A 24,367-nucleotide genomic window follows, 5' to 3' on the forward strand; every position below is an offset into this window, starting at 1 on the left:
CCTGCCGGACAACTTAGACTGGAACAATGACCGAGCCGAACCCGCCCAGTACGCAGGAGACCTTCGACCCTTCCGCCAGCTCCCTGGCCGGCCAGGTGGATCCCGCCGTCATGGACGAACTGCTCCGCCTGCGCAGCAGCATCGACAATATCGATGCAGCGCTGCTGCACATCCTGGCTGAGCGGTTCAAGGCCACCCAGCGCGTTGGCGTGCTGAAGGCCGCGCACCATTTGCCGCCGGCGGATCCGGAGCGCGAAGCCGCGCAGATTGCCCGGCTGCGCCGGCTCGCCGAAGACGCCCATCTGGATCCGGCGTTCGCGGAGAAGTTCCTGAACTTCATCATCAGTGAAGTGATCCGCCACCACCAGGCCATTTCCGAAAACCACATCGCGGCCCGGCAGTCCGCCTCCGGCACCCGTGCGGACTGAGCCGCCCGGCACCCCGGAGGATGCCCCCGCCAGAATGTTCGCCCGCTCAGGCCTGGTGACGGCTACAGCCCTGGGCACTTGGCCGGGGACGGACCCGCTGGAGGCCGTCCGCATTGTCCGCGGCGAACTGGGCGAGCCGCACCTTCCGCACCTGGTGGAACTGCCGGACCGGGGTTCGGGATCCGACGCCGTCGGGCGGACCGCGGCTATGCTGCTGGAACTGCCGGTCGATCTTCAGCCGCACGGCTGGCGGCTGGTGGACCGTCCCGGCCAGGACCAGCGCCGCGCCACCTCGGCGCTGAGCACCGATGTCCATGTGCTGGCGGACATCATCGGCGCGGAGGAAAAGCCCAGCGACCAGCTCAAGCTGCAGTTGCGCGGGCCGCTGTCGATGGCGGCCAACTTGTACCTGCACAACGGCGAACGCGCCCTGCTCGACGCCGGCGCGCGCCGGGACATTGCCCAGTCACTGGCCGGCGGCCTGGCCGAGCACATTTCCCGCGTTGCCGGCATCGCGCGCGGTGCCGGGATTGTGGTCCAGCTCGACGAGCCGGAGATCGCGCCGGTCATGGCCGGGAGGATTCCGACGGCAAGCGGGTACCGGACGCTGCGCGCGGTGCCGTCCGCCGAGGTGTCCCAGGTCTGGCACCTGGTCGCGGAGGCCGCGCGGAGTGCGGGCGCCGTGGAAGTCGTAGTCTCGGCGCCGGCGGAGGGCGCTCCCTTCCACGAGGCGGCGACCAGCAGCCTCGACGGCATCGCCGTGCCGCTGGCCGGCCTGACGACAGGCCAGTGGGAGGCGATCGCGGCTGCGGTCGAAGCGGGCCGGCAGATCTGGGCCGGCGTCCTGCCGGTACCGGAGGGACGGGCCGATGGACGGGCCGCGGGCCGGCCGGCCGGGCTGCCGCAGGTAACCCGCCTGGTGGAGGCAGTGCGGCGTCCCTGGAGCCAGCTTGGACTGCCCTACGCGCGGTTGGACCAGCTGCGGCTGACCCCCTCGGCAGGGCTTGCGGCCCAGGCGCCGGAAACGGCCCGCAAGGTGCTGAAGCGCCTGACCCAGACGGCGGCGGCACTGAGCCAGGTGAAGGCTGAGGCGTAGCCTTCAGCGCGTCTGCGCCGGCATTGGCTAGCTGCGCGGCTGCCAGCGCGCCGGGGCCGCGTCGGGCGGCAGGCCGCCGTCGTACTCCCGCAGGCCATAGCTGAAAGCACCCGCATAGACGAAGAGCGTGCCCAGCTGCGGCTGGACCACCTCGGTCCGGATCCGGAACAGTCCCGCGGCGCCGTCCCACCATTGCTCCGTGCATGCAGTCGCATCAACGACGGCCGGAAGCGCCAGCCGGAGCGGCCCCGCGAAGAGCCGGGTGCGCCGGGAGACCAACCGCAGATGCCCGGCGGCCGTGACTTCCGGTTCAAGATCGGTGACGATGCCGTGCCTGCTGCCGACATAATCCAGCAGGCGCATCCGGGAGCCGCAGCACGTCGTGTCCTCGAAGACCCGCCTGCCGCGCGGGAAGACCATGATGCGCCGGGCGGTCAGGGACGGCCTGCCGAACGGATCCAGATGCGCATAGTTGGCGACGGTGAACGGGACGGCCGAACCGTAGTCCGGAAAGAAGGAATTTTCCGGCGCGGCGGCCAGTGCCGGGCGGATCAGGGCATTCGGACAGCCTGCCACGTCGAACACGCCGCGGCCGGTACCGTACCGGCGGGAGCCGGGCGCCAGGCTGAAGTACTCCTGCAGTTCGGGCTGCAGGCACGCGAAATCCCGGCCCAGCCGCAGCTGGTAGACGGAGCCGGCGCAGTCCACTGCGGCCTATAGCCGGCCGGAGGCCTTGAGCCGGATGTACATGTCCGCGAGCCGCGGCGGCAGGTCGTGTGGACCGGCGTCGACGACTTCCGCGCCGAGCTGCCTGAGCTGGGCCGTCACCGCGGCCCGGTCCAGCAGAGCCCGCTCGGCGGCGGCAGCGCGGTAGGTCTCAGTCGCGGTGTCCCGCTTCAGGCGCAGCTCGTCCAGCCGCGGATCCCGCACGGATGCCACGACCACCACGTGGCGGGACGTCAGCTGGGCCAGCACCGGCAGCAGGCCTTCCTCGACCGCGCCGGAATCCAGCGACGTCAGCAGCACCACCAGGGAACGGTGCGAGGAGACGGAATGGATCTGCGCCGGGATCTGCGTCCAGTCCGCCTCGATCAGTTCGGCCTCGAGCGGAGCCATCGCCAGGACGAGTTGGTTCAGCAGGTTCCCCTTGGACGCCGATTCCACCCGTGCGCGCAGCCGGCGGTCGAAAGCCAGGAAATCGACCCGGTCGCCGCCGCGTTCGGCCAGGACCGCCAGCAGCAGCGAGGCCTCGATGCCGGTGTCCAGCCGCGGCTCGTCTTCGATCCGCGCCGCGGAGGTCCGCGACGTATCCAACACAATCACCACGCGGCGGTCCCGCTCCGGACGCCAGGTGCGCACCACCGTGGTCTGCCGGCGCGCCGTGGCCCGCCAGTCGATGGAACGGACGTCATCGCCGCGGACATATTCCCGGAGCGAATCGAACTCCGTTCCGGCGCCGCGGATCTGCACCGCCGCGCGCCCATCCAGCTCCCGGAGCCGGCGCAGCTTGGACGGAAGGTGACGCTTGGCGTGGAACGGCGGCAGCACGCGGATTATCCCCGGCGCCGGGATGGTCAGCTGCCGCGCGGCCATTCCCAGCGGCCCGTAGCTGCGTACCGTGACGTGCTCGACCTTCAGATCGCCCCTGCGCTCCGGCATCAGGCCGACGGTCATGCGCCGCGCCTCGCCGGACGGAACGGCCAGCCGCTGCACCGGGTTGCGTGCGCCGGCGGACGGCTGCCAGCCGTCGCGGACCAGGGCCCGCAGCGTCCGCCGGCTGTAGTTGCGCACCGTCAGCGTGGCCGCGGCCGGTTCGGTGAGGCGGACACTGTCCGGCAGCCCGCGCACGATTCCGACCTTCCGTGGCGAGGCGGCCAGCGCCAGGTCCGTGCCGGCGGCCGCCACCAGCAGCAGGGACCACCACAGCATCGTCGGCACGCCCGGGAAAAGGATCAGCGGAATCAGTCCTGCCAGCGCCAGCAGCACCAGCCGTCCGGTAATAGCCATCGTGGATGCCCGCCGGGCTCAGCGGGGGACGGGCACTGTGGCAAGGATGCTCAGGAGGACATCATCCACGTGGACGCCGTCCATCTGGGCCTCCGGCCGCAGGCCGACGCGGTGGCGGAGCGCAGGCAGGGTCAGTGCCTTGACGTCGTCGGGCGTGACGAAGTTCCGGCCGGACAGCCAGGCCCAGGCCCGGGAGGTGTTCAGCAGGGCGGTGGCCCCGCGGGGCGAGACCCCCAGCTGGAACGACGGCGCCGAGCGGGTCGCGCGCACCACGTCCACGATGTAGGCAATGACCTCCGGACCCACCACGACGGCGGCGACGGCCCGGCGGGCGCGGTGCACGTCCTCGGCCGAAGCCACCGGACGCACCCCGGCGGCCGCCAGGTCGCGCGGATCGAAGCCGGTGCTGTGGCGGCGGATCACCTCGATCTCATCCTCGCGGCTGGGCAGGTCCAGGGTCAGCTTGAGCAGGAAGCGGTCCAGCTGGGCTTCGGGCAGCTGGTAGGTGCCTTCATACTCGATGGGGTTCTGCGTTGCGGCGACGATGAAGGGATCGGGCAGCGGCCGGGTGACGCCGTCGGCCGAGACCTGACGTTCCTCCATGGCTTCCAGCAGCGAGGCCTGGGTCTTGGGCGGCGTGCGGTTGATCTCGTCCGCCAGCAGGATGTTCGTGAAGACCGGACCTTCCCGGAAGGAGAATTCGGATTCCCGGGAATCGTAGATGACCGAGCCCGTCACATCGCCGGGCATCAGGTCCGGCGTGAACTGCACCCGCTTGGTATCCAGGCTCAGCGCGGAGGACAGCGTGCGGATCAGCAGCGTCTTGGCTACGCCGGGAACGCCCTCCAGCAGCACATGCCCATTGGTCAGCAGGGCAATCAGCAGTCCCGTGACCGCGGCATCCTGCCCGACGACGGCCTTGGCCACTTCGCTGCGCACCTTCAGCAGCGGCGCCAGCGCCGGATCGTGGACCGAACCCCGGCCGGACTCCGGCTGTCCGGACTGCTGCTGGTTGGGGTGCTGCGGCACTGGAGACTCCGGCATTGGGGTCGCATGCGCGGGATAACCCGACTGCGGGGGATGCTGCTGGCTCATCGGTTCCTGATCTCCTTCTCTAGCTCTTCAAGTTCCTGTGCCCACCGCACCAGCCGCGCGTCGTCGTCGGGCCAGTAGTGGACCAGCAGCCGCTGCAGTTCGTGTTCCGGACGGGAGGATAGCCGCGCCACAGCCTGGACCACCGACTCCGCCTGGCTGTCCGGGCCAAGCCGCAGGTGGGCGGCCAGCCGCGTCAGCGCCGAGGCCCGCAGGATCGCTGCGGCGCGCCGAATTGCCCGCGAATCCTGGTACAGCCGCGCCCGGCCCTCCGCAGTTTCGGCGGCGCGTACGACGACGGGCAGTGGCTCGGCCACCAGCGGGCCGGTCCGCCGGGCCTGCCAGAAAATGGCGAGCACGCCCACCACCAGCAGCCACAGCAGCACCGGCGCCACCCAGTCCGGCAGCAGCTGGGCCGGATCGACAGCTTCCCCGGCGGCCGTCAGATCTGCGAGCGTGGGCTGGTACCACACCAGGGTTTCGTGGGCGCCGAGGGTACGGAGCGACAGCGCGGCGTTGCCCTCGTGGGCGATGCCCTCGTTGTTAAGCAGGCCGTCGAAGCCGAGGACGACGACGGTGCCGTCCTCGGACCCCACGTAGCTGGCGGACGCGCCTCCGGGGCCGTCGCTGCCAAAGCACATCACCGGTCCGCGGTAACCGAAGCCGCCGCGTTCGATGGTTCCGGCCGCCCTGGCGTCCGCGACATCGCAGGACGCAGACAGGGGCGGCCCCTCCTGGTCCGCCAGGAATCCGGCCGGCCTGATGTCCGGGGCGAAAACCCGCAGCTGCTCGAAACCGGGCCGCATCAGGACTGTCCGGGCGGCGGCGCCGTCGAGCTGCTGGAGCTGGTCCGGGGTCAGCCGTCCGTTCGGATCGGCCAGGAACAAGGTTGCGGAGGTGCCGCCGTCGGCCTGCGCCAGGGTTGAGAGGGCATCCTCCAAGGAGCCCGCTGCATGTACCTGGACACCCTGCTGGCCGAGCACCTCGGCAGCGGCCATCGCGCCTTCGGGGGCAGGATTGTCGGGGGAGAGCGGCTCGGCGTTCCGGTCTCCGCCGCCCAGGATGGTGGCCAGCACGACGGCGAGCAGCATTGCGCCGAGGATGAGCCAGAAGCGCCAGCGGCGCAGGCCCGCGCGCAGGGAGCTGCCAACGCTGCCTCCCCCGACGGCCTCGGCCGCCGGTTCCCGCAGTGCCGTTCCGGTGCTCATCGGGGAACTGCCAATCCGGCCGGCGGCCCGCCGAGCACCGGCTTGGCCTTCACCAGCCGGTTATCGAGTTCGACGGCGGTGGTGAAGTCAGGCTCATGGGCCGTGGCACCGCCGTAGTGGACTTCGTTGAACCGCCGGGCCAGCCAGCGCAGGCCCGACTCCTCCGCGCTGAAGGCGAGGCAGAGTTTGGCCGCCACTTCTTCGGCCGTCTGTCCGGGCTGCGGATCAATGACCGTGCGTTCCTCCGCGGAGCGGATGATGGCACGGAATTCTTCGGCCAGCGCAAGGTCCCAGCGGCCCTCCCGGGCGGCTTGCTGTGCCAGCCCGCGGTGCTCTGCGGCGGTGCGGGTGACATCGTCGTCGAACAGCGCCGCGGCTGCCTGTTTGCGTGCCGGATTCAGCCGGGGCTTGACGAGCCAGACCGCGACCGCGATGACCACGGCGGCGCCGAGCACGATGAGGACAACGCCAAGATTGGCATCCAGGCCCTGGAAGTCGGACAGCACGTCGGCCAGCCACTGGCCGATCGCGTCCCGGATACGCTCCAGGAGCGAGGGCTGGGCCTGCTGGTAGACGGTCCTGGCCAGCTCTTCTTCCACCCAGCCGCGGGCTTCATCGTCGTCCGGGACCACCGGCACGTCCACGCGCACGGCGCCAGGGACGGCACTCTGGGCGGCGTGGACGGCAGCGCGGGCAGCAGGCAGCAGTACGGACATCGGGCGTCAGCGGCCTGGCCCGCCGGGCGGATTGGGATTGTGGCCGAACTGCTGCGGGGGGTACGGCCCGCCGGGAATGGCGGAGCCCGGAGCGGCCGGAGCGCCCTGGCCCGGGATGCCGCCGCCGTCCGTTCCGCCGGACACCTCATGGTCCTTCATGAGCACCACGTCGAAGCCTTCCCGGCGGATCCGCAGGTCCACGTACAGCAGGGCGATGACACCTGACTGGAAGGCGAACCCGATGGCCCCGAAGACAGAACTGATCAGCGAAGTCGCGATCAGCAGGGGAATCGACTGCTCCATGAAAGCGGCCGGATCCATCTCCGCGTTGAAGACGGCGAACTGGCCCATGATGAAGGACAGCGGCGCAGTGACCACGGAACTGATGATCGTCACGATGAGGTACATCAGCAGCAGGATGCCGAAGGATCGCCACCAGTTCCGCTGCGTCAGGATCCAGGACCGGCGGATGGACGCGAAAATTCCCGCCCCTTCCATGACCAGGGCAGCCGGCGCCAGGACCAGCTTGACGACCAGCCAGATGACGGTCGCCATGAAGGCCAGCATGGCCAGCAGCATCAGGGGGATGGAGGCTTCGGCGAGCAGGGCCCCCAGCGCGATCAGGACGACGATAACGACGACGGTGGCGACAGTCATGGCCGCGAGGATCAGCAGGCCCATTCCGATCAGGGGCCACAGCCGGTGCTTGGCGAGCCGCCACATCTGGCCAAAGCCGGTGCGCCGGTTGAGGATGGCCCGGGCCACCGGAATCACCAGGACGCCTTGCAGGACCAGCACACCGGCGAAGCTGAGCAGGCTCAGCAGCAGGAACGCCGAGAACAGCGACAGGCCCAGGGTGGCGACCTCGGCGGTGTCGATATTGGATTGCAGGGTTGTATCGAACTGGCTGAGGGCCGCGAACGTGCTGCCGGTCAGCAGCGCTGACAGGCCAGCGATGACCAGTTGGAACAGCACCGCGGTGCCGAAGGTCGCGGCCGGATTCCGGCGGCAGGCCTGGAACGCCCCGTCGAGCATCTCTCCCAGGCCCAGGGGACGGAGCGGAATGATGCCCGGTTTGGGCGGCGCGGTGTAGGCCTGGAACCGGCCGGGGGGCATCTGGTTCCAGGCCGGCGGGCGGGACTGATCCCACTGCGGCTGCTGTCCCCATTGCGGTTGCTGGCCCCACTGGGGCTGCTGCGGCGGCGGGCCCTGCGGGGGAGGCTGCTGAGGGTGGTACTGCCGGGAATCCCCGGGCTGGTCGGTCATCGTTTCCCCCTGCTTTCGGCTTTCCTTCAGCCTATAGTTTTTCTGTACCGTCTACCTACTTGCTTTCGGGCGGTGGAAAATCTCCGGGGCCGGCTTCCGGAGGGCGGAGCGGGGCCTGCGATGTGCCTCAGTGCGACTATGTCAAGGCAATGGTGGAATATAGAGGTATGAAGGCACGCATATTGGTGGTGGACGACGACGAGGCCCTGTCCGAAATGATTGGCATTGTCCTGCGCAATGACGGATTCGATCCTGTTTTCTGCGCGGACGGCGGCCAGGCGGTGGAGGTCTACCGGAATACGAAGCCGGACCTGGTCCTGCTTGACCTGATGCTGCCGGGACTGGACGGCATCGAGGTCTGCCGCCAGATCCGCAGTGAGTCGGACGTGCCCATTGTGATGCTGACCGCGAAGTCAGACACCTCGGATGTCGTGCGGGGACTCGAATCCGGTGCGGACGACTATGTGCCGAAGCCGTTCAAACCCGCTGAGCTGGTGGCCCGGGTCCGTGCGCGTCTGCGTCCCGGCGAGCAGAAGGCGCCGGAGACGCTGCGCATCGGAGAGGTGACCATCGACGTGGCCGGCCACACCGTGTACCGCGGCGATGAGAAGATTTCCCTGACCCCGCTCGAGTTCGATCTGCTGGTTGCGCTGGCGCGCAAGCCCTGGCAGGTCTTTTCCCGCGAGCTGCTGCTGGAACAGGTCTGGGGCTACCGCCACGCCGCGGACACCCGGCTGGTCAATGTCCACGTGCAGCGGCTCCGTTCCAAGATCGAGCGTGATCCGGAGGCGCCGGAGATCGTCCTGACGGTGCGCGGTGTGGGCTACAAGGCCGGACAAGGCTGATGTGAATTCCCGGTCCGACCGTTGGGCCCGGCAGCTGTCCACTCTGTGGGAGCGCTGGTCGGCAAAGCTTGCGGCCGTCGGACGGCAGGTTCGGCGGGTGGTGCTCGCCGTACGCGATGAGCTGTTCGGCCGCTGGCGCCGGTCCCTGCAGTTCCGCACTGTCATGGCCACGCTCCTGCTCACGGCCATTGCGCTGCTGGGCGTCGGTGCGTTCCTGTCCAACCAGATTGCCACCGGACTGTTCGAAGAACGCCGGACCCAGGCCGAAAGTGAAGCCGAAAAGGGCCTCACCCAGATCAAGCAGATCTTCGACAGCACCGTCGCCAGCGACCGTGAGTCCACGGAACGGCTCGTCCGGGACACCCTGCGGCTGCTGGAGGGGACCGGTGCGGATGCGCCGCGCCAGTTCCTGCTGGCACCCGCGCCGGACGCGCAGAACCTTTGGATGTCCAAATTCGACAGCGGCGGGCTGTCCTCCACCTTGATCCCGGAGGAGCTGAGCCGGACGATCCTGGAGAACGACGGACAATACTGGCAGGCATTCTCCCTGCCAAGCGGCGACCGCAACGTGCCCGGACTGGCCTTCGGCACACGGGTCAATCTGCCGCCGGGCAATGACTACGCGCTGTACCTGATTTACGACCTGTCCTCCGTGCAGGAAACGCTCGACTACATCCACGGGGTGATGTGGATCGCCTTCGGCATCCTGCTGGTGCTCGTGGGAGGCATCGCCTGGGTCGTGGCAAGGGCCGTCGTCGGTCCGGTCAGCCATGCCGCCGTCGTATCCGAGAAGCTGGCGGCCGGGGAACTGCGTGAACGGATGGAAGTGACCGGTGAGGACGAGGTCGCCCGGTTGGGCGCTTCCTTCAATCACATGGCGGAAAACCTGCAGGAACAGATCACGCAGCTGGCCACACTGTCCCAGATGCAGCAGCGCTTTGTGTCCGACGTTTCCCATGAACTTCGGACCCCGCTGACAACCGTTCGGATGGCGGCCGAAGTGCTCTTCGACGCGCGGCAGGACTTCGACCCCGTGAACCAACGGTCCGCGGAGCTGCTGTATCACCAGGTGGAAAGGTTCCAGGCATTACTGGCGGACCTGCTGGAGATTTCACGCTTCGACGCGGGCGCGGCAGCGCTGGACGCCGAGCCGACGGATATTTTCGAGGTCATCCGCCACGTCATGGACGGGGCCCAGCCGCTGGCGGAAAATTCCGGTTCCACCATGGAGATCGTGTCCGATCTTGAAAGCTGCGTGGCGGATATGGACCCGCGGCGCATTGACCGCATCCTGCGCAACCTCCTGGTCAACGCTCTGGAACACGGCGAAGGCAAGCCGGTGGAGATCCTGGTAGCGTGTTCGGCGGATGCCGTGGCGGTGGGCATCCGCGACCACGGCATCGGCATGACCGCGCTGGAGGCGTCCCGGGTTTTCGACCGGTTCTGGCGCGCCGATCCCGCCCGCGCCCGTACGACCGGGGGCAGCGGGCTGGGATTGTCGATTGCCACCGAGGATGCCCATCTGCACGGCGGCTGGCTGCAGGCCTGGGGTGAGCCCGGCGCCGGATCCTACTTCCGGCTGACTCTCCCGCGCCGCCAGGGCACCCCCTTGCAGACATCGCCGCTGCCCATGCCGCCGGCGGATGCGGTCCCGGACGGGGCGGTTCCCGCATCCTCCGGTTCCGCGGACTGCGTGCCTGCCGCAGGCAGCCCAGCCACGGGGACGGATGCGGCTGCCGCGGAGCAGCACAGGCAGGACGGACAGCACAGCCCGGACGGACAGCACGGGGCGGACGGACAGCACGGGGCGGACGGACAGGGGCAGGAGGCCGAACATGCACACTGGTCGAAGGGCTAGTCTGGTGCGCTTCTGGCTTGCCGTCCTGGCCGCGCTGGTCCTGGCGTTGTCCGGCTGTGCGTCGATTCCGACGTCGAGCCCGGTCGGGACAAGCCAGGCCGACAGCGGCGACGATGCCTTCACGAACTACACGTTCAGCCCCCGCGGCCCCGTTCAGGACGCTGATCCCGACCGGATTGTCCAGGGATTCATCACGGCGGCTACCGGAGCCCAGGAAGACTACCGGGTTGCGCGTGAATTCCTCACCCCGGCCCGTGCCCAAACGTGGAACGCCGACGAGCGGACCATCATCTACCGCGGCGACCCGAAAATCGTGCCCACGGCATCCGAGGACCGTTTCCTCATCCAGCTTGAAACTTTCGGCATCATCGATGCCCAGGGCATCCTTCGCCAGTCCGAGGCCGGCGCGTCGGAGACGGTGGAAGTGTCGCTGGTGCGGGTTGACGGACAGTGGCGGATCGATGGCATTGCCAACGGGATCATGGTCTCGGAAACGAACTTCTCCCTGCTCTTCCGCTCGCACAATCTCTACTTCTACAGCTCCGACTACGCGTATGCGGTGCCGGACGTGCGCTGGTTCGTCAGCCGCCAGGCGGTTTCCGCAGCCATCGTGAAGGCCATGCTGAACGGACCTGCCCCGTACCTGAAGGGCGCCGTGGCCAGTGCGTTCCCGGAAGGGAGCACCCTGGTGCGCAACGCCGTGCCGATCGTCTCCGGCGAGGCAACGGTGGACCTGTCCGCCGAAATCCTCGACGACACCACCAACCTGCAGCGCCAGCAGATGCAGCGCCAGCTGGAACTGACGCTGGTCGGGCTGAACACAATCAGCGCGGTGAACATGACCGTGGACCAGCGCAGCGTCGAACTTGGTCCGCCGGAAACCGGGCTGGCGGTGCCGGTGAAGAATCCGTCGGTCGGCAGCAGCCAGATCGCGGTGTACCAGAACGAACTGACCTACTATCAGGGATCCCAGCTGGATCCGATCGAGAACCTTCCGTCGGTGGCTGGCTTCGCGCCCCGGGATCCGGCCATGACCTACGACCAGCGGCGGATGGCCTTCCTCAACGGCGACCGGACGCAGCTGCTGTCCGTCGCGCCCGGGCAGCAGGTCCAGGTCAGCGCGACGGGAACCGAGCTGACGGCACCGAGCTTCGACCCGCAGGGCTGGCTGTGGACCGCCAGCGGAGACCGGCAGGGCCGTGTGCTCGCGGTGCCGCCGCGCAGCCCCGGGGGCCCAGCGGCGGCCGTGGCCGCACCCTGGCTTGCCGACTGGACGGTCAAAGACCTGCGGATTTCCCGGGACGGCGCGCGGGCGGTCATCGTCGCCGAGCAGGCCGGTGCCGCCGTCGTACTGGTTTCCGGTATCACCCGGGACGTCGACGGTGCCCCGCAGGGTCTGAACGCGCCGGTGCAGCTGCAGGCCTCGGTGCCGGTGGACAGCGCCCGCTGGGTCAGTGAGGACAGTGTCGTGGTCATGAAAGCCGCGCCCTCGGGTCCCGTCCAGGCCGAAGTGCTCCGGCTGGGCAACGAACCGGTCAGGATAGCCCCGCTCGACGGCATGATGACGGTCAGTGCCGGCAACGGCACCCAGGACATCTACGCCCAGACGCCGGAGGCCATCTTTGTCCGGGTCGGCAACAGCTGGGTTCCGCAGACCGAAGGCGTCAAAGATCCGGCGTTCCCCGGCTGACCTGTCCTCCACCGCCGGACCGAGTCTGCGTGTCATCCACATTGCCGGCCGCCGGCTGCGGCCAACCCCTCACCGATGCCCAGAATGGAGGCATGGAGGCATGGCGGCATGGAGACTGTGGCTGGACACACTGCGTTTGCGCCCGGCAGTAACGCGGCGGCACAATGGTTGGGCGAGTTCTGGTCCTTGGTCATTCCCACCGAATGCGTGGTCTGCAGCAGGGAAGACCGTTCACTGTGCCCGGGCTGCGCGGCCGCTCTGCGGCGGGCGACGGTGCGGCCCTACCGAGCGGAGGAAGCGGCCGAGGCGCTGCCGGAAGCCGGACGGCCGGGGGAGGCGGGCAGGCCGCCGCCCGGTCCGGGGACTGCAGCGGATTTCGTTCCGCTGCCGGTGCTTGCGGCGGGCCGTTACCGCCGGGAACTGTCTCAGACCCTCCTGGCCTTCAAGAACCATGGCCACACCGATCTCGCTCCGGTCCTGGCGGCTGCCCTGGGCGGGGCACTGCATCATGCGGTGGTGGAGCTGGCCCCGCGTTCGCCGGTGCTGCTGGTGCCGGTGCCCTCGCGGCCGGCTTCGATCCGCAGGCGCGGCTACGATCCGGTGTGGCTGCTGCTGCGGACCCTCGAAGCAAGGATCCTGCTGCCGGCCGGAGCGCAGCTGGTGCCGGCCGCGGGGCACACGCTGGCGGCGGCGGCACTGGAACTGGTGCCCAAAGCGATCCGGAACGCCACCGGATGGGCCGCCGGCAGCCAGAAGTCCCTGGGCCGAGCCAAACGGCGCGGCAATGTGGCCGGGACGCTGGCCATCCGGCGGCGGCATGCCGGCCGGGTCCGCGGCCGGACCTGCCTCGTCGTCGATGACGTCCTGACTACAGGTGCAACCATTGCGGAAATGGCCCGCGTCCTGCGCAGCGCCGGCGCCCGCGGAGCCTGCCGGGGACCTGCGCTGGACGTCCGGAAACCCGGTATGACTTTTTTCGTGAAATAACTGCGGCTAAGGGATGAATAACGGGTGGCAGTGAACTAACGTGAAGTATGGGTATTTCAATGAGGACAAATACCCGTCGGCAGCGGCTGAAAGGATTTTCATTTCAGTCGCTGTTGTGTCATCTAAGCGATGTGGAGGACACTATGGAATTCAACATCAGCAGCGGCCGGAACGTTCCCGTTTCGGATCGCTTCCGTGAGTACGCCGAGGAGAAAATCTCCAAGATTGAGCAGCTCGGCGACAAGGTTCAACGGTTGGACGCCAAGGTCACGAAGGAAGCCAATGCCCGCCAGTCGGACACCAATCTCACGGTTGAACTGACGGTTCTCGGCCGGGGACCCGTCATCCGCGCCGAGGCATCGGCAGCGGATAAGTTCGCCGCCTTTGACATCGCCTACGGAAAGCTGCTCGAACGAATGCGCCGCGCCCGCGACCGGAAAAAGGTCCACCACGGGCGGCACCGGCCTACCGCGGTTTTCGAAGCTACCGCTTCGCTGGAGCCAGCTAGCCCTTCCGAACCCATTTTTGCCGAGAAGGCCGGTGAACCTGCACCCAGCCAGGCTCAGGAGAAGACCGGCTACGAAATAGACAACGACATTCCGGCAGGGGATTCGCCGGTGCTGATCCGCCGCAAGGTTTTTCCTGCCTCGCCGATGACCCTCGACGATGCCGTCGACAACATGGAGCTCGTCGGGCACGATTTCTATCTGTTCATTGACAAGGAGACCAGCACGCCCTCGGTCGTCTACCGGCGCCGCGGCTGGACCTACGGTGTCATTACGCTGGATTCCGAATGCTCGCTTGAGGGCACGGGACCGCAGGAGGAAGTGCGCGCTTACCGGTCTCCGGAGGAAGCCCGCGCCTAGCGCAGCGGCATGACCGCCGGTCTTTCCCAATCGCAGGCCCGCAGGATTGCGCTTGCGGCCCAGGGGCTGGCCAAGGAACGGCCCACCGGCCTGGTGACAGCCAGGCAGGTGGGCCGGATCTTTGACCGGATCCAGTTGGTCCAGATAGATTCCGTGAATGTCCTCGTGCGCAGCCACTACCTGCCGCTGTTTTCCCGCCTCGGAAATTACGACGTCGGCATCCTCCACCGCATGTCGACGCGCCCACCGCGCCGCCTGCTGGAATATTGGGGGCACGAGGCCTCGTTCATTTCCGCGCCGCTGCATCCGCTGCTGGCCTGGCGGATGCGGGACTGGCAGGACAGCGCCTGGGGGAACGGTCAGGCGGGCCTGGGCTGAGCATGGACATTTGGCGGATGTCATCCTCGGCGAACTTGAGCTGTATGGGCCGCTGACGGCCGGCGAGCTGCAGACGCGGATCCGCCATGACGTTCCGCGGGCCAAGGACAACTGGGGGTGGAACTGGAGCGCCGTCAAAGGAGTGTTGGAAGCACTCTTCTGGTCCGGCCGAGTCTCCGCGGCGTCCCGGACACCGCAGTTCGAACGCCGGTACGACCTCACGGAGCGTGTGCTGCCTCCTGCAGTGCAGCAGATTCCGCCGCTTCCGCGTGAGGAAGCCATCAGGTCGCTCGTGGAACTCGCGGCCAGGGCCCACGGTATCGGCACAGCGAGGTGCTTTGCGGATTATTTCCGGTTGCCGCAGCGCGAGGCGGACGGTGCCGTTGCGGAGTTGTCCCGCGCGGGCATCCTCGAGGCCGTGGATGTCAGCGGCTGGCGGCGGCAGGCCTACCGCCATGTGGCTTCGGACCTGCCGCGCCGGGCCCGGGGCAGGGCGCTGCTTAGCCCGTTCGATTCGCTGGTGTTCGAGCGCGGCCGCCTTCTGGCACTGTTCAATTTCCACTACCGGATCGGCATCTATACGCCCCCTGCACAGCGGACCTACGGCTACTATGTCCTGCCGTTCCTGCTCGGCGAGGAACTGGTTGCCCGGGTCGACCTCAAGGCGGACCGAACCGCGGGCCGGCTGTTGGTGCGCGGCAGTTACGCCGAGGCGGAGGCTCCGCCGGATACCGCCGTTGAACTGGCGGCGGAGCTTCGCCTGATGGCCGGCTGGCTGGGGCTGGGCGACATCGTCGTCGAGTCCCGCGGCGGCCTCGCTGCGGCCCTGCGGCGGGAGGTCGTCCGCGGCTCTTCCTGACCGGCGGCCTGCCCGGCCCGGGCTGCAGGGGGAACTAAAACCGCGGCTTGGACGTCTCTCACGTAGACTGATGAGGCCAGGTTCGGCAGCAACGATTGGGAGCATACGCAGTGGCATCACTTCTCGAAAGAGTCCTTCGCACCGGCGACAAGAAGACGCTGAAGAGACTCCGCAGCTACGCTGACGCCATCAATATCCTCGAGGAAGACTTCAAGAACCTCTCCGATGCCGAGCTCCGCGCCGAGACCGACACGCTCAGGCAGCGCCACAGCGACGGCGAATCGCTCGACGATCTGCTGCCCGAAGCATTCGCGGCGGTCCGCGAAGCCGCCAGCCGCACGCTGGGCATGCGCCACTTCGATGTCCAGCTGATGGGCGGGGCGGCGCTGCACCTGGGCAACATCGCCGAAATGAAGACCGGTGAAGGAAAGACCCTGGTAGCCACGGCTCCGGCTTACCTGAATGCACTCACCGGCAAAGGCGTCCATGTCGTCACTGTCAACGACTACCTTGCCGAGTACCAGTCGGACCTGATGGGACGCGTCTTCCGCTTCCTGGGCATGTCCACCGGCTGCATCCTGGCCAACCAGGACCCGGCCAAACGGCGGGAGCAGTACGCGTCGGACATCACCTACGGCACGAACAATGAGTTCGGCTTCGACTACCTGCGTGACAACATGGCCTGGTCCGCAGAGGAACTTGTCCAGCGCGGCCACAACTTCGCCATCGTCGACGAGGTCGACTCCATCCTGATCGATGAAGCCCGTACGCCGCTGATCATTTCCGGCCAGGCCTCCGGTGACGTCAACCGCTGGTACACGGAATTCGCCAAGGTGGTGCTGCGGCTCAAAGCGGAGCAGGACTACGAGGTCGATGAGAAGAAGCGGACCGTAGGTGTCCTGGAGCCGGGCATCGAGAAGGTCGAGGACTACCTCGGCATCCATAATCTGTATGAGTCGGCGAATACGCCGCTGATCGGATTCCTCAACAACGCGATCAAGGCCAAGGAACTGTTCAAGCGGGACAAGGACTACGTGGTCCTCAACGGCGAAGTCATGATCGTGGATGAGCACACCGGCCGCATCCTGGCCGGCCGGCGCTACAACGAGGGCATGCACCAGGCCATCGAAGCCAAGGAAGGCGTCGAGATCAAGGCGGAGAACCAGACGCTGGCCACCGTCACGCTGCAGAACTACTTCCGCCTGTATACGAAGCTTTCGGGCATGACCGGAACCGCGGAGACCGAGGCAGCCGAGTTCATGGGCACCTACAAGCTTGGAGTCGTGCCCATCCCGACCAATAAGCCTATGGCCCGCAAGGACCAGTCGGACCTGATCTACAAGAACGAGGTCGCTAAGTTCGACGCCGTCGTCCAGGACATCGTGGAGCGCCATGAGGCCGGCCAGCCGGTACTCGTGGGTACCACGAGCGTGGAGAAGAGCGAATACCTGTCCAAGCAGCTGGCCAAGCAGGGAATCCGGCACGAGGTCCTCAATGCCAAGAACCATGCACGGGAGGCCGCCATCGTGGCGCAGGCCGGGCGCAAGGGCGCTGTAACGGTCGCCACGAACATGGCCGGCCGCGGCACCGACATCATGTTGGGCGGCAATGCCGAATTCAATGCCGTCGCCGAACTGGCCAAGCGGGGACTGGACCCGGCCGAGACCCCGGAGGAATACGAGGCGGCATGGCCGGCGGCGCTGGAAGCCGCTAAGAAGGCCGTGGCTGCCGAGCATCAAGAGGTGCTGGCCCTGGGCGGCCTTTACGTTCTCGGAACGGAGCGCCACGAGTCCCGCCGCATCGACAATCAGCTCCGCGGCCGCTCCGGCCGGCAGGGCGATCCGGGGGAATCCCGTTTCTACCTGTCGCTGACCGACGACCTGATGCGGCTGTTCAACGCCGGTGCAGCCGAACGGATCATGAATAACTCACGCATGCCGGACGATATGGCCCTTGAATCCAAGCTGGTGTCGAAAGCAATCGAAAACGCCCAGGGGCAGGTTGAGGCACGCAATGCCGAACAGCGCAAGAATGTGCTGAAGTACGACGACGTGCTGAACCGCCAGCGCGAGGCCATCTATGGTGACCGCCGGCGCATCCTCGAAGGCGATGACCTGCACGAGAAGATCGGCTTCTTCCTGGAGGACGTAGTCACGGCAATGGTGGATGAGGCCACCGCCGAAGGCAACGGCGACGACTGGGACTACGAACTGCTGTGGAACAACCTGAAGCAGCTTTACCCGATTACCCTCACGATCGATGAAGTCATCGAGGAAGCCGGTGGGAAGTCCAAGGTTACGCGCGACTTCCTGCACGCGGAGATTCTGTCCGATGCCCAGGTTGCTTACCAGGAACGCGAAGAGGCTCTGGGATCGGCGACAATGCGGGAGCTGGAACGGCGGGTTGTCCTGTCGGTGATCGGCCGGAAGTGGCAGGAGCATCTCTACGAGATGGACTACCTCAAGGAGGGCATTGGCCTGCGTGCCATGGCCCAGCGGGATCCGCTGGTCGAGTACCAGCGGGAAGGCTACATCATGTTCCAGGCCATGATGGAGGGCATCCGCGAGGAGAGCGTCGGCTACCTGTTTAACCTCGAGGTCAAAGTTGCCCAGCCCGCACCGGTGGGACTGCCCGGTGTCACTGATGGGCGGGCCGCGGTTGCGGCGCCGACTGTGACGGCAGCAGGCCTGGAACGTCCGCAGCGGCCTGCCAGCCTGCAGTTCACTGCGCCCAGCGAACGGGGCGGAGCTGAAACACGTGTTGTCCGCAGCGGCGCGGGCGCTGCAGGAGCCAGCGGAAATCCTGCTGCCCCGGCATCGGACGGGAACCGGGGCTCCAACACCAAGAAGAGCAAGAAGCGCTAGCCGATTTCCAGCGCTGTGACTTTCCAGAGTCCGCGCCGCAGCTCGAGTCGAAGGGCTACGGCGCGGACTCTGTCGCGTTCGGCCACCACAAGGGTCGCTTCGTAGGCGATAGCGGAAATCCGGCAGATGCGCGTCGACCTGACGACAGCGTTGCGGTGCAGCCGGGACCCGGACTGCTGCCGCCCGGAACCTGCCTGTTGCTGCATCTCACGGACCATATTGCTGCGCAGGACCAGCCGTTCGTAACTGCGCGGATCAAGCCAGCGCGCCATTTGCTGCACGGGCCGGGTGCCGCCCAGTACTTCCAGGGCCGCCTGGGCGATCGAGCGGGCGATGCCGGTAATCCGTTGCGCATCGGCGCTGTCCTCGTTCGCCCCGGATCCGGTCCTGGGCGGGACTGCTTCCGGCTGTCCGCCCGCGGAAGGAAGGGCGGCGGCCCGCTTGGGGGGCAGTCGGATGACCGGCGCAGCCGGACCGTCCGGATCAACCTGACGGATTCTGCGGACCGTGATCGGACGGGGCTCGCCGCTGGCTGGCGCCAGGGCGGACGAAACGGTAGCTTCGGCCGTTTCCGGAAGAGTTGTCACGTTGTTCACTGCGTTCCTTTCGTGGACTGGGCGGCTTGCGGTATCGAGCTGGCGAGGGCACGTTGGATGCAAAAGCACTTGAGCGGGTCAGCGCGCAGGTAGTGATCAAAGGCGCTCCGCTGCGGGTGCTGACAGGCATCCCGCGGGCCGACCGCTGGGCGGAGCTGCGCGCCGCTGCGCTCGCCGAAGTCATCCGGCAGGCCCGCGGCGTTGCGGATGCCATCATCATCGACTGCGGCTTCTGCCTTGAGGCGGACGAGGAACTGAGCTTCGACACGATGGCGCCGCGCCGCAACGGCGCCACCCTGCGCTGCCTGGAGCTGGCGGACACGATCTATGCGGTCGGCTCGGCGGATGCGATCGGCATTCCCCGGCTCGTGCGTGGGCTTGCCGAACTCGAGCAGGCGGTGCCCTCGGCCAGTCCGCAGGTCGTCCTGAACAAGGTCAGAGCCGCTTCTGTCGGACGGTCTCCGGAGCGGCAGCTGCGGGAAGCCTGGGATCGTTATGGGCCCGCGCAGCAGATCCAAGCCTTCCTCCCGGCGGATGCGGCGGCCGCGGATGCTGCGCTGCTGGGCGGTTCGGCGCTGCTGGAAGTCGCCCCGGAGTCGCCGCTGCGCCGGGCGCTGGCGGACCTCGTGGATGCGCCCGTGGAGCGCCGGCGCGGACTGCGCCGCGGCGGCCGCGGCGGAGTGAAGTTTTCCCCCGCTGGCATTAGGCTCTTACCTAAGGGGCCGCAAGGGAGCGGTCTTTAACCAACGTAGTGGAGGCGTAATCCATGTCGTCTGGGTCCAGCCCTGCGGATCTGTCCGGTTCAACGAAGTCCGACGGAGAGTTTATCGGGACCTACTACGAGCATCTGGCCGCGGAGGATGCCCAGGCCTACAGTTCCGATACGCTGGCCGAACGTGCACTCAGGCACCGGGAGTTGGCCGCGGTGCACCAGCCGGGCCAGGCTCTGGTCGATATCCTGGACCAGCCGGAGGCCAGTGTGGTGATGATCGTCTGTGATGATATGCCCTTCCTGGTGGATTCCGTCACGGCGGAGGTCGTGCGCCAGCACAGCGCAATCAAGATGGTCATGCATCCAACCTTCGTGGCAGTGCGCAACCGGGAGAGTGGGCAGCTGCTGGAACTGCACCGCGTGCCGTTCATGGCCAGTGTCTCCAGCGGTGATACCGCGACCCTGCCCAGTCTTGCCCATCTGGTGGCAACGGGAGACAAAGCGTCCCATGTGGAGTCCTGGATCGCCGTCGAAATCAATCGGCTGACCAGCGCAGGCAAGCGTGCCGAACTCATTTCCGGACTCGAACGCGTCCTCGGCGACGTCCGGGTAGCGGTCGAGGACTGGCCGGCCATGCGCCGCAAGGTGCGGGAGGTGGCGGATTCACTCAAATCCGTCCGCAATGGGGAAGAGATTCCGGACCTGCAGCAGGCGCAGGATCTGCTGTATTGGCTTGACAACGGCAACTTCACCTTCCTGGGATTCCGCGAATACGACCTGGTGACCCAGCACGGCGAAGACATGCTGCATATCAAGGAAAACAGCGGGCTGGGCATCATGCGCCACATCGCTGACGGCAAGCACATCCAGCACCTGACCGCCGCCGGCCGGGCCAAAGCCCGGGAGAAATGCGCGCTGGTGATCACCAAGGCCAATTCACGCTCCACCGTCCACCGCGCCGCATATCTGGACTACATCGGTGTCAAGCGATTCGATGCGAACGGGAATGTCGACGGCGAGCGCCGGTTCATCGGACTGTTTGCCACCAGTGCCTACACGGGATCGGTGCGCGACGTGCCGATTGTCCGGGACAAGGTCAAGGGCGTGCTGCGCGAACTGGGGTTCCCGCCGAACTCCCACTCGGGCAAGGACCTGCTGTCGATTCTGGAAACCTATCCCAGGGATGAACTCTTCCAGATTGACCAGCAGGATCTGGCCTCGACGGCACTGGCGATCCTCCGCCTGCAGGAGCGCCGGCGCACCCGGCTGTTCCTGCGCCCGGATGTGTACGGCAGGTTCATGTCGGCACTGGTCTTCCTGCCGCGCGACCGCTACAACACCAACGTACGGTTGCGCATCGAGGACGAGCTGCGCAGGACCTTCCGCGCCGATTCGATCGACTATGAAGCCCGCATGAGTGAGTCAGCGCTGGCTCGGCTGTTCTTCCGGATCCGGCTGTCCCGCGGTGCCGAGATCACGGGGGTGGACGCCGGGGCACTGGAACAGCGGCTGGTGGCCGCCACCCGTTCCTGGGGGGAAAGCATCGAGCAGGCACTGCTGCGCAGGTACGACCGGGACCGGGCCGAAAAACTCAGCGCCCAGTGGGCACAGGCCTTTCCTGCCGCTTACACGGTGGACTTCGAGGTTGATGACGCCCTCGCTGACCTGGAGCGCTTCGAAAGCTATGGGGCCCAGCCGGCCGCCGAGCCGATCCTCAAGGTCTACGTACCATCCGGGCCGGTGGGCACAATGTCAGGGCACGCGCGGCTCAAACTGTATCTGACCGAAACCAGGAGCCTGAGCCAGATTCTGCCCCTGCTCCAGAACCTGGGGCTCGAAGTGCTCGATGAGCGGCCCTTCGTCCTCCGGCCTGCGGATGGCAGGAATTTCTTCCTCTACGATTTCGGCCTGAAATACCCCTCCGGGATCGATCCGCTGGCAATGGCACCACTGCTGGAGGAAGCTTTCGCAGCGGCACTGTCGGGGAAGAGCGAATCGGATGCGTTCGAGCGGTTGGTGCTCAGCCAGGGCATGCACTGGCGGCAAGTGGTGATCCTGCGCAGCTACGCCAAGTTCACCAGGCAGCTCGGCAACCCCAATTCCTACGGCTTCATCGCCGACACGCTGCTGGGCAATCCCGCGGTCAGCCTGGCGCTGCTGGCGCTGTTCGAGGCCACCTTCGACCCGGACATCCCATCCGCCGAGCGTCCGGCCGCCGTCGAAGAGGCGCGGGCGGCGCTGGCAGATGGACTGGAAGGGGTTCCCACCCTCGACGCCGACCGTGTCCTGAGGACCCTTGGCAACCTCATCGGTGCGTCACTGCGGACCAATTATTTCCAGGACAAGGAATACCTGAGCATCAAGTTCAACACCGGCTCCATCGAGTCGGCGCCGTTCCCGCGGCCCAAGTACGAGATCTGGGTCTATTCTCCGCGGGTCGAAGGCGTCCACCTGCGTTTCGGCGAGGTGGCCCGCGGCGGCCTGCGCTGGTCCGACAGGCGCGAGGATTTCCGCACCGAGGTGCTTGGCCTGGTCAAGGCACAGACGGTCAAGAACGCTGTGATCATCCCCACCGGAGCCAAAGGCGGGTTCTATGCCAAGAGGCTCCCGGATCCGACGGTTGACCGCTCAGGATGGATGGCCGAGGGGCAGACCTGCTACCGCACATTCATCCGTGGCCTGCTGGACATTACCGACAACCTCCTGCCGATCGGCTCCGGACAGGAGGTGGACTCGCCGGACCGGATGGTGGCCCGCGACGGTGACGACACGTACCTGGTCGTTGCCGCGGACAAGGGCACTGCGTCCTTCTCCGACATCGCCAACGGCCTTTCCGAGGAGTACGGCTTCTGGCTGGGGGACGCGTTCGCTTCCGGTGGATCCGTAGGATACGACCACAAGGCCATGGGCATCACCGCCCGCGGTGCCTGGGAATCCGTCAAACGGCATTTCCACGAGCTCGGGGTGGACACGCAGCAGGAGGACTTCACCGTCGTCGGCATCGGCGACATGAGTGGAGACGTCTTCGGCAACGGCATGCTGCTCTCCAGGCACATCCGCCTGGTGGCTGCATTCGACCACAGGCACATCTTCCTTGATCCCGATCCCGATGGGGCCGCCTCCTTCGCCGAACGCAAGCGGCTTTTCGACCTGCCGCGGTCTTCCTGGCAGGACTATGACTCCACCCTGATCAGCGACGGCGGCGGTGTCTATCCCCGCCACGTCAAGGAAATTCCGGTAACGCCGCAGGTACGCCGCGTGCTGGGGCTGGAGCCGGATGTGACGGAACTGAGCCCGCCGGAGCTGGTGAAGGCGATTCTTCGGGCCCCCGTCGACCTGCTGTACAACGGCGGCATCGGAACCTATGTGAAATCGTCGCAGGAAAGCAACGCATCGGTCGGGGACAAGACCAATGACGCCGTGCGCATCAACGGCAACGAGGTGCGGGCTAGGGTCATCGGTGAAGGCGGCAACCTGGGCATGACCCAGCGGGGACGCATCGAAGCCGCGCTCGCGGGCGTCATCCTCAATACCGATGCGATCGACAACTCGGCCGGCGTCGACTGCTCGGACCATGAGGTCAATATCAAGATCTTCGTCGACCGGATGGTGGCTGCCGGCAAACTCCCCGCAGCGGAACGGGCGGCCTTCCTCCACTCCATGACTGACGAAGTGGGCAGGCTCGTGCTGGAGGACAATATCGACCAGAACATCCTGCTGCTCAACGACCGGCAGCGCGTGGTGGAGTGGAGCCCGAGCTTCGAGCGGCTCATGGACTGGCTGGAAGTCAGGGCGGACCTCAATCGCGACCTGGAGGCCCTGCCGACCACCGCGCAGCTGCACGCCCGCATCGAGAAGACCGGCCAGGGCCTGACCTCGCCCGAGCTGTCGGTCCTGGCGGCGTATGCGAAGATCGAGCTGACCAAGGCACTTGCTGCCAGCGATCTGGCAGATGGCCCGTGGTTCTCCCGAGTCCTGCGGAGGTATTTCCCGCACCAGCTGGTGGAGCGCTTCGAAGCAGACCTTGATGCGCACCCGCTGCGCCGCGAAATCATAGCCACCGTCGTCGCCAATGACATGATCAACGTCGGCGGCATCACCTTCGCGTTCCGGGCCATGGAGGAGACTTCGGTACCGGAAGCCACGGTGGCCAGGGCATTCGTTGCGCTGCGTGAAATCTACGAGCTGGACGCGCTGATTGATGCGATGGCCCAGCTGCCGCCCAGTTTCCCCACGGAACAGTGGTGCACGGTGCAGCTGGACATGCGCAGGTTGCTCGACCGGGCAGTCCGGTGGTTCATCAACCACGTGGGCACGGCCGGAACGGTGGAGGAGAGTATTGCGGCGTTCAAGCCGCTGATGGACCCGCTGCGGGCCAACCTGGCCAGCTACCTCCGGGGGGTCGACCTCGAGAGGGTCAACGAATGGTTCGACCGGGCCCAGGGGTGGGGCTTGCCGGAGGCAATCGGGCAGCGGTGGGCCCAGGAATTCGAGACCTTCGGCCTGCTGGATGTGGCCCGGATCTCCGGGAAGCTCGATGAACCGGTGGAGAACTTCGCCAAGGTGTACTACGCCGTCTACGACCGCTACGGGGTAGATGATCTGCTGACCCGTATTACCGCGCTTCCCCGGAAGGACCGCTGGCAGGCGCTGGCGCGCGCGGCCCTGCGCGATGACCTGTACTCGACCGTTGCGGACATGACCCTGGCGGTGATGGAGGCGACCGAGCAGAAGCAGGACGCGGACGCCGTCGAACGCATCGAGGTCTGGGAAGAACTCAATGCGGGCCATCTGGAGCGTGCTAAGAATATGTTTGCAGAAGTTAATCAGCTCGAGAAGGATGACATGGCGTCGCTGTCTGTCGCCCTGCGGCTCTTGAGGTCCATCGTGCGGAGGTAG

At 66.9% G+C, this 24,367-nt stretch carries 19 protein-coding genes; 12 read left to right on the top strand and 7 right to left on the bottom strand.

All coding sequences use genetic code 11. The features are described 5' to 3' along the window. Positions 1–26 precede the first annotated feature (26 nt). Both AC5RWU_RS03200 and AC5RWU_RS03205 read left to right on the top strand, forming a co-directional pair. Positions 27–428: a chorismate mutase gene (locus tag AC5RWU_RS03200; RefSeq protein ID WP_494027984.1), complete on the top strand. Its 402-nt coding sequence runs from the start codon at positions 27–29 to the stop codon at positions 426–428. A 34-nt stretch (positions 429–462) separates the two neighbouring features. Then, positions 463–1,524, top strand: coding sequence for a uroporphyrinogen decarboxylase/cobalamine-independent methonine synthase family protein (locus AC5RWU_RS03205; RefSeq protein ID WP_494027983.1), 1,062 nt, complete (start codon positions 463–465; stop codon positions 1,522–1,524). A 27-nt stretch (positions 1,525–1,551) separates the two neighbouring features. Here the strand turns inward: AC5RWU_RS03205 and AC5RWU_RS03210 are convergent, their stop codons facing one another. The 6 genes from AC5RWU_RS03210 to AC5RWU_RS03235 are packed head-to-tail and all read right to left on the bottom strand — an operon-like array spanning position 1,552 to position 7,813. Continuing rightward, positions 1,552–2,232 carry a DUF4166 domain-containing protein gene (locus AC5RWU_RS03210; protein WP_494027982.1) on the bottom strand — a complete coding sequence of 227 codons (681 nt, stop codon included), beginning with the start codon at positions 2,230–2,232 and terminating at the stop codon, positions 1,552–1,554. 6 nt (positions 2,233–2,238) lie between these two features. Next, the gene (locus tag AC5RWU_RS03215; RefSeq protein WP_494027981.1) at positions 2,239–3,531 is read right to left on the bottom strand and encodes a DUF58 domain-containing protein; all 1,293 of its coding nucleotides are present in this window, start codon (positions 3,529–3,531) and stop codon (positions 2,239–2,241) included. A gap of 18 nt (positions 3,532–3,549) precedes the next feature. Further along, complete coding sequence (locus AC5RWU_RS03220) at positions 3,550–4,626, bottom strand: AAA family ATPase (protein ID WP_494027980.1); 1,077 nt, start codon at positions 4,624–4,626, stop codon at positions 3,550–3,552. After that, positions 4,623–5,831 (bottom strand): DUF4350 domain-containing protein, encoded by a 1,209-nt coding sequence (locus tag AC5RWU_RS03225; protein ID WP_494027979.1) that lies wholly within the window; start codon positions 5,829–5,831, stop codon positions 4,623–4,625. The genes AC5RWU_RS03220 and AC5RWU_RS03225 overlap by 4 nt, the downstream gene beginning before the upstream one ends. Beyond that, complete coding sequence (locus AC5RWU_RS03230) at positions 5,828–6,547, bottom strand: DUF4129 domain-containing protein (RefSeq protein ID WP_494027978.1); 720 nt, start codon at positions 6,545–6,547, stop codon at positions 5,828–5,830. The genes AC5RWU_RS03225 and AC5RWU_RS03230 overlap by 4 nt, the downstream gene beginning before the upstream one ends. Positions 6,548–6,553: 6 nt before the next feature. Further along, entirely contained in the window at positions 6,554–7,813 is a 1,260-nt protein-coding gene (locus AC5RWU_RS03235; protein WP_494027977.1) for a DUF7847 domain-containing protein, read from the bottom strand. Positions 7,814–7,980: 167 nt separating this feature from the next. Between AC5RWU_RS03235 and mtrA the strand changes: the two genes are divergently transcribed. The 8 genes from mtrA to secA all read left to right on the top strand — a co-directional run bounded on the left by mtrA (position 7,981) and on the right by secA (position 18,160). Further along, complete coding sequence (gene mtrA, locus AC5RWU_RS03240; protein WP_494027976.1) at positions 7,981–8,658, top strand: MtrAB system response regulator MtrA; 678 nt, start codon at positions 7,981–7,983, stop codon at positions 8,656–8,658. Position 8,659: 1 nt separating this feature from the next. After that, complete coding sequence (gene mtrB, locus AC5RWU_RS03245) at positions 8,660–10,516, top strand: MtrAB system histidine kinase MtrB (RefSeq protein ID WP_494027975.1); 1,857 nt, start codon at positions 8,660–8,662, stop codon at positions 10,514–10,516. A gap of 4 nt (positions 10,517–10,520) precedes the next feature. After that, positions 10,521–12,206 carry an LpqB family beta-propeller domain-containing protein gene (locus AC5RWU_RS03250; protein ID WP_494027974.1) on the top strand — a complete coding sequence of 562 codons (1,686 nt, stop codon included), beginning with the start codon at positions 10,521–10,523 and terminating at the stop codon, positions 12,204–12,206. 108 nt (positions 12,207–12,314) lie between these two features. Further along, entirely contained in the window at positions 12,315–13,193 is an 879-nt protein-coding gene (locus tag AC5RWU_RS03255) for a ComF family protein (RefSeq protein WP_494027973.1), read from the top strand. A 143-nt stretch (positions 13,194–13,336) separates the two neighbouring features. Continuing rightward, a complete protein-coding gene (hpf, locus tag AC5RWU_RS03260; protein ID WP_494027972.1) occupies positions 13,337–14,059 on the top strand; it encodes a ribosome hibernation-promoting factor, HPF/YfiA family in 723 nt (240 codons plus the stop codon). 9 nt (positions 14,060–14,068) lie between these two features. Next, complete coding sequence (locus tag AC5RWU_RS03265) at positions 14,069–14,437, top strand: DNA glycosylase AlkZ-like family protein (RefSeq protein ID WP_494027971.1); 369 nt, start codon at positions 14,069–14,071, stop codon at positions 14,435–14,437. A gap of 10 nt (positions 14,438–14,447) precedes the next feature. Then, the gene (locus tag AC5RWU_RS03270) at positions 14,448–15,296 is read left to right on the top strand and encodes a winged helix-turn-helix domain-containing protein (RefSeq protein ID WP_494027970.1); all 849 of its coding nucleotides are present in this window, start codon (positions 14,448–14,450) and stop codon (positions 15,294–15,296) included. Positions 15,297–15,406: 110 nt separating this feature from the next. Beyond that, positions 15,407–18,160 carry a preprotein translocase subunit SecA gene (gene secA, locus AC5RWU_RS03275; RefSeq protein ID WP_494027969.1) on the top strand — a complete coding sequence of 918 codons (2,754 nt, stop codon included), beginning with the start codon at positions 15,407–15,409 and terminating at the stop codon, positions 18,158–18,160. Here the strand turns inward: secA and AC5RWU_RS03280 are convergent. Further along, complete coding sequence (locus AC5RWU_RS03280; protein ID WP_494027968.1) at positions 18,157–18,756, bottom strand: Rv3235 family protein; 600 nt, start codon at positions 18,754–18,756, stop codon at positions 18,157–18,159. The genes secA and AC5RWU_RS03280 overlap by 4 nt on opposite strands. A gap of 53 nt (positions 18,757–18,809) precedes the next feature. On the opposite strand from AC5RWU_RS03280, the gene AC5RWU_RS03285 reads away from it, so the two are divergent. Beyond that, the gene (locus AC5RWU_RS03285; protein ID WP_494036896.1) at positions 18,810–19,499 is read left to right on the top strand and encodes a CpaE/TadZ family protein; all 690 of its coding nucleotides are present in this window, start codon (positions 18,810–18,812) and stop codon (positions 19,497–19,499) included. Positions 19,500–19,522: 23 nt separating this feature from the next. After that, the gene (locus AC5RWU_RS03290; protein ID WP_494027966.1) at positions 19,523–24,367 is read left to right on the top strand and encodes an NAD-glutamate dehydrogenase; all 4,845 of its coding nucleotides are present in this window, start codon (positions 19,523–19,525) and stop codon (positions 24,365–24,367) included.

This window comes from Arthrobacter sp. B0427-1-12 (assembly GCF_059092905.1).

Bases quoted from the DNA above. Each gene is read 5' to 3' on its own strand.
- AC5RWU_RS03225 (WP_494027979.1), bottom strand. From the start codon at position 5,831: ATGAGCACCGGAACGGCACTGCGGGAACCGGCGGCCGAGGCCGTCGGG.
- AC5RWU_RS03205 (WP_494027983.1), top strand. From the start codon at position 463: ATGTTCGCCCGCTCAGGCCTGGTGACGGCTACAGCCCTGGGCACTTGG.
- AC5RWU_RS03235 (WP_494027977.1), bottom strand. From the start codon at position 7,813: ATGACCGACCAGCCCGGGGATTCCCGGCAGTACCACCCTCAGCAGCCT.
- AC5RWU_RS03255 (WP_494027973.1), top strand. From the start codon at position 12,315: ATGGAGACTGTGGCTGGACACACTGCGTTTGCGCCCGGCAGTAACGCG.
- hpf (WP_494027972.1), top strand. From the start codon at position 13,337: ATGGAATTCAACATCAGCAGCGGCCGGAACGTTCCCGTTTCGGATCGC.
- AC5RWU_RS03230 (WP_494027978.1), bottom strand. From the start codon at position 6,547: ATGTCCGTACTGCTGCCTGCTGCCCGCGCTGCCGTCCACGCCGCCCAG.
- AC5RWU_RS03220 (WP_494027980.1), bottom strand. From the start codon at position 4,626: ATGAGCCAGCAGCATCCCCCGCAGTCGGGTTATCCCGCGCATGCGACC.
- mtrA (WP_494027976.1), top strand. From the start codon at position 7,981: ATGAAGGCACGCATATTGGTGGTGGACGACGACGAGGCCCTGTCCGAA.
- AC5RWU_RS03290 (WP_494027966.1), top strand. From the start codon at position 19,523: ATGTCGTCTGGGTCCAGCCCTGCGGATCTGTCCGGTTCAACGAAGTCC.
- AC5RWU_RS03215 (WP_494027981.1), bottom strand. From the start codon at position 3,531: ATGGCTATTACCGGACGGCTGGTGCTGCTGGCGCTGGCAGGACTGATT.
- AC5RWU_RS03265 (WP_494027971.1), top strand. From the start codon at position 14,069: ATGACCGCCGGTCTTTCCCAATCGCAGGCCCGCAGGATTGCGCTTGCG.
- AC5RWU_RS03200 (WP_494027984.1), top strand. From the start codon at position 27: ATGACCGAGCCGAACCCGCCCAGTACGCAGGAGACCTTCGACCCTTCC.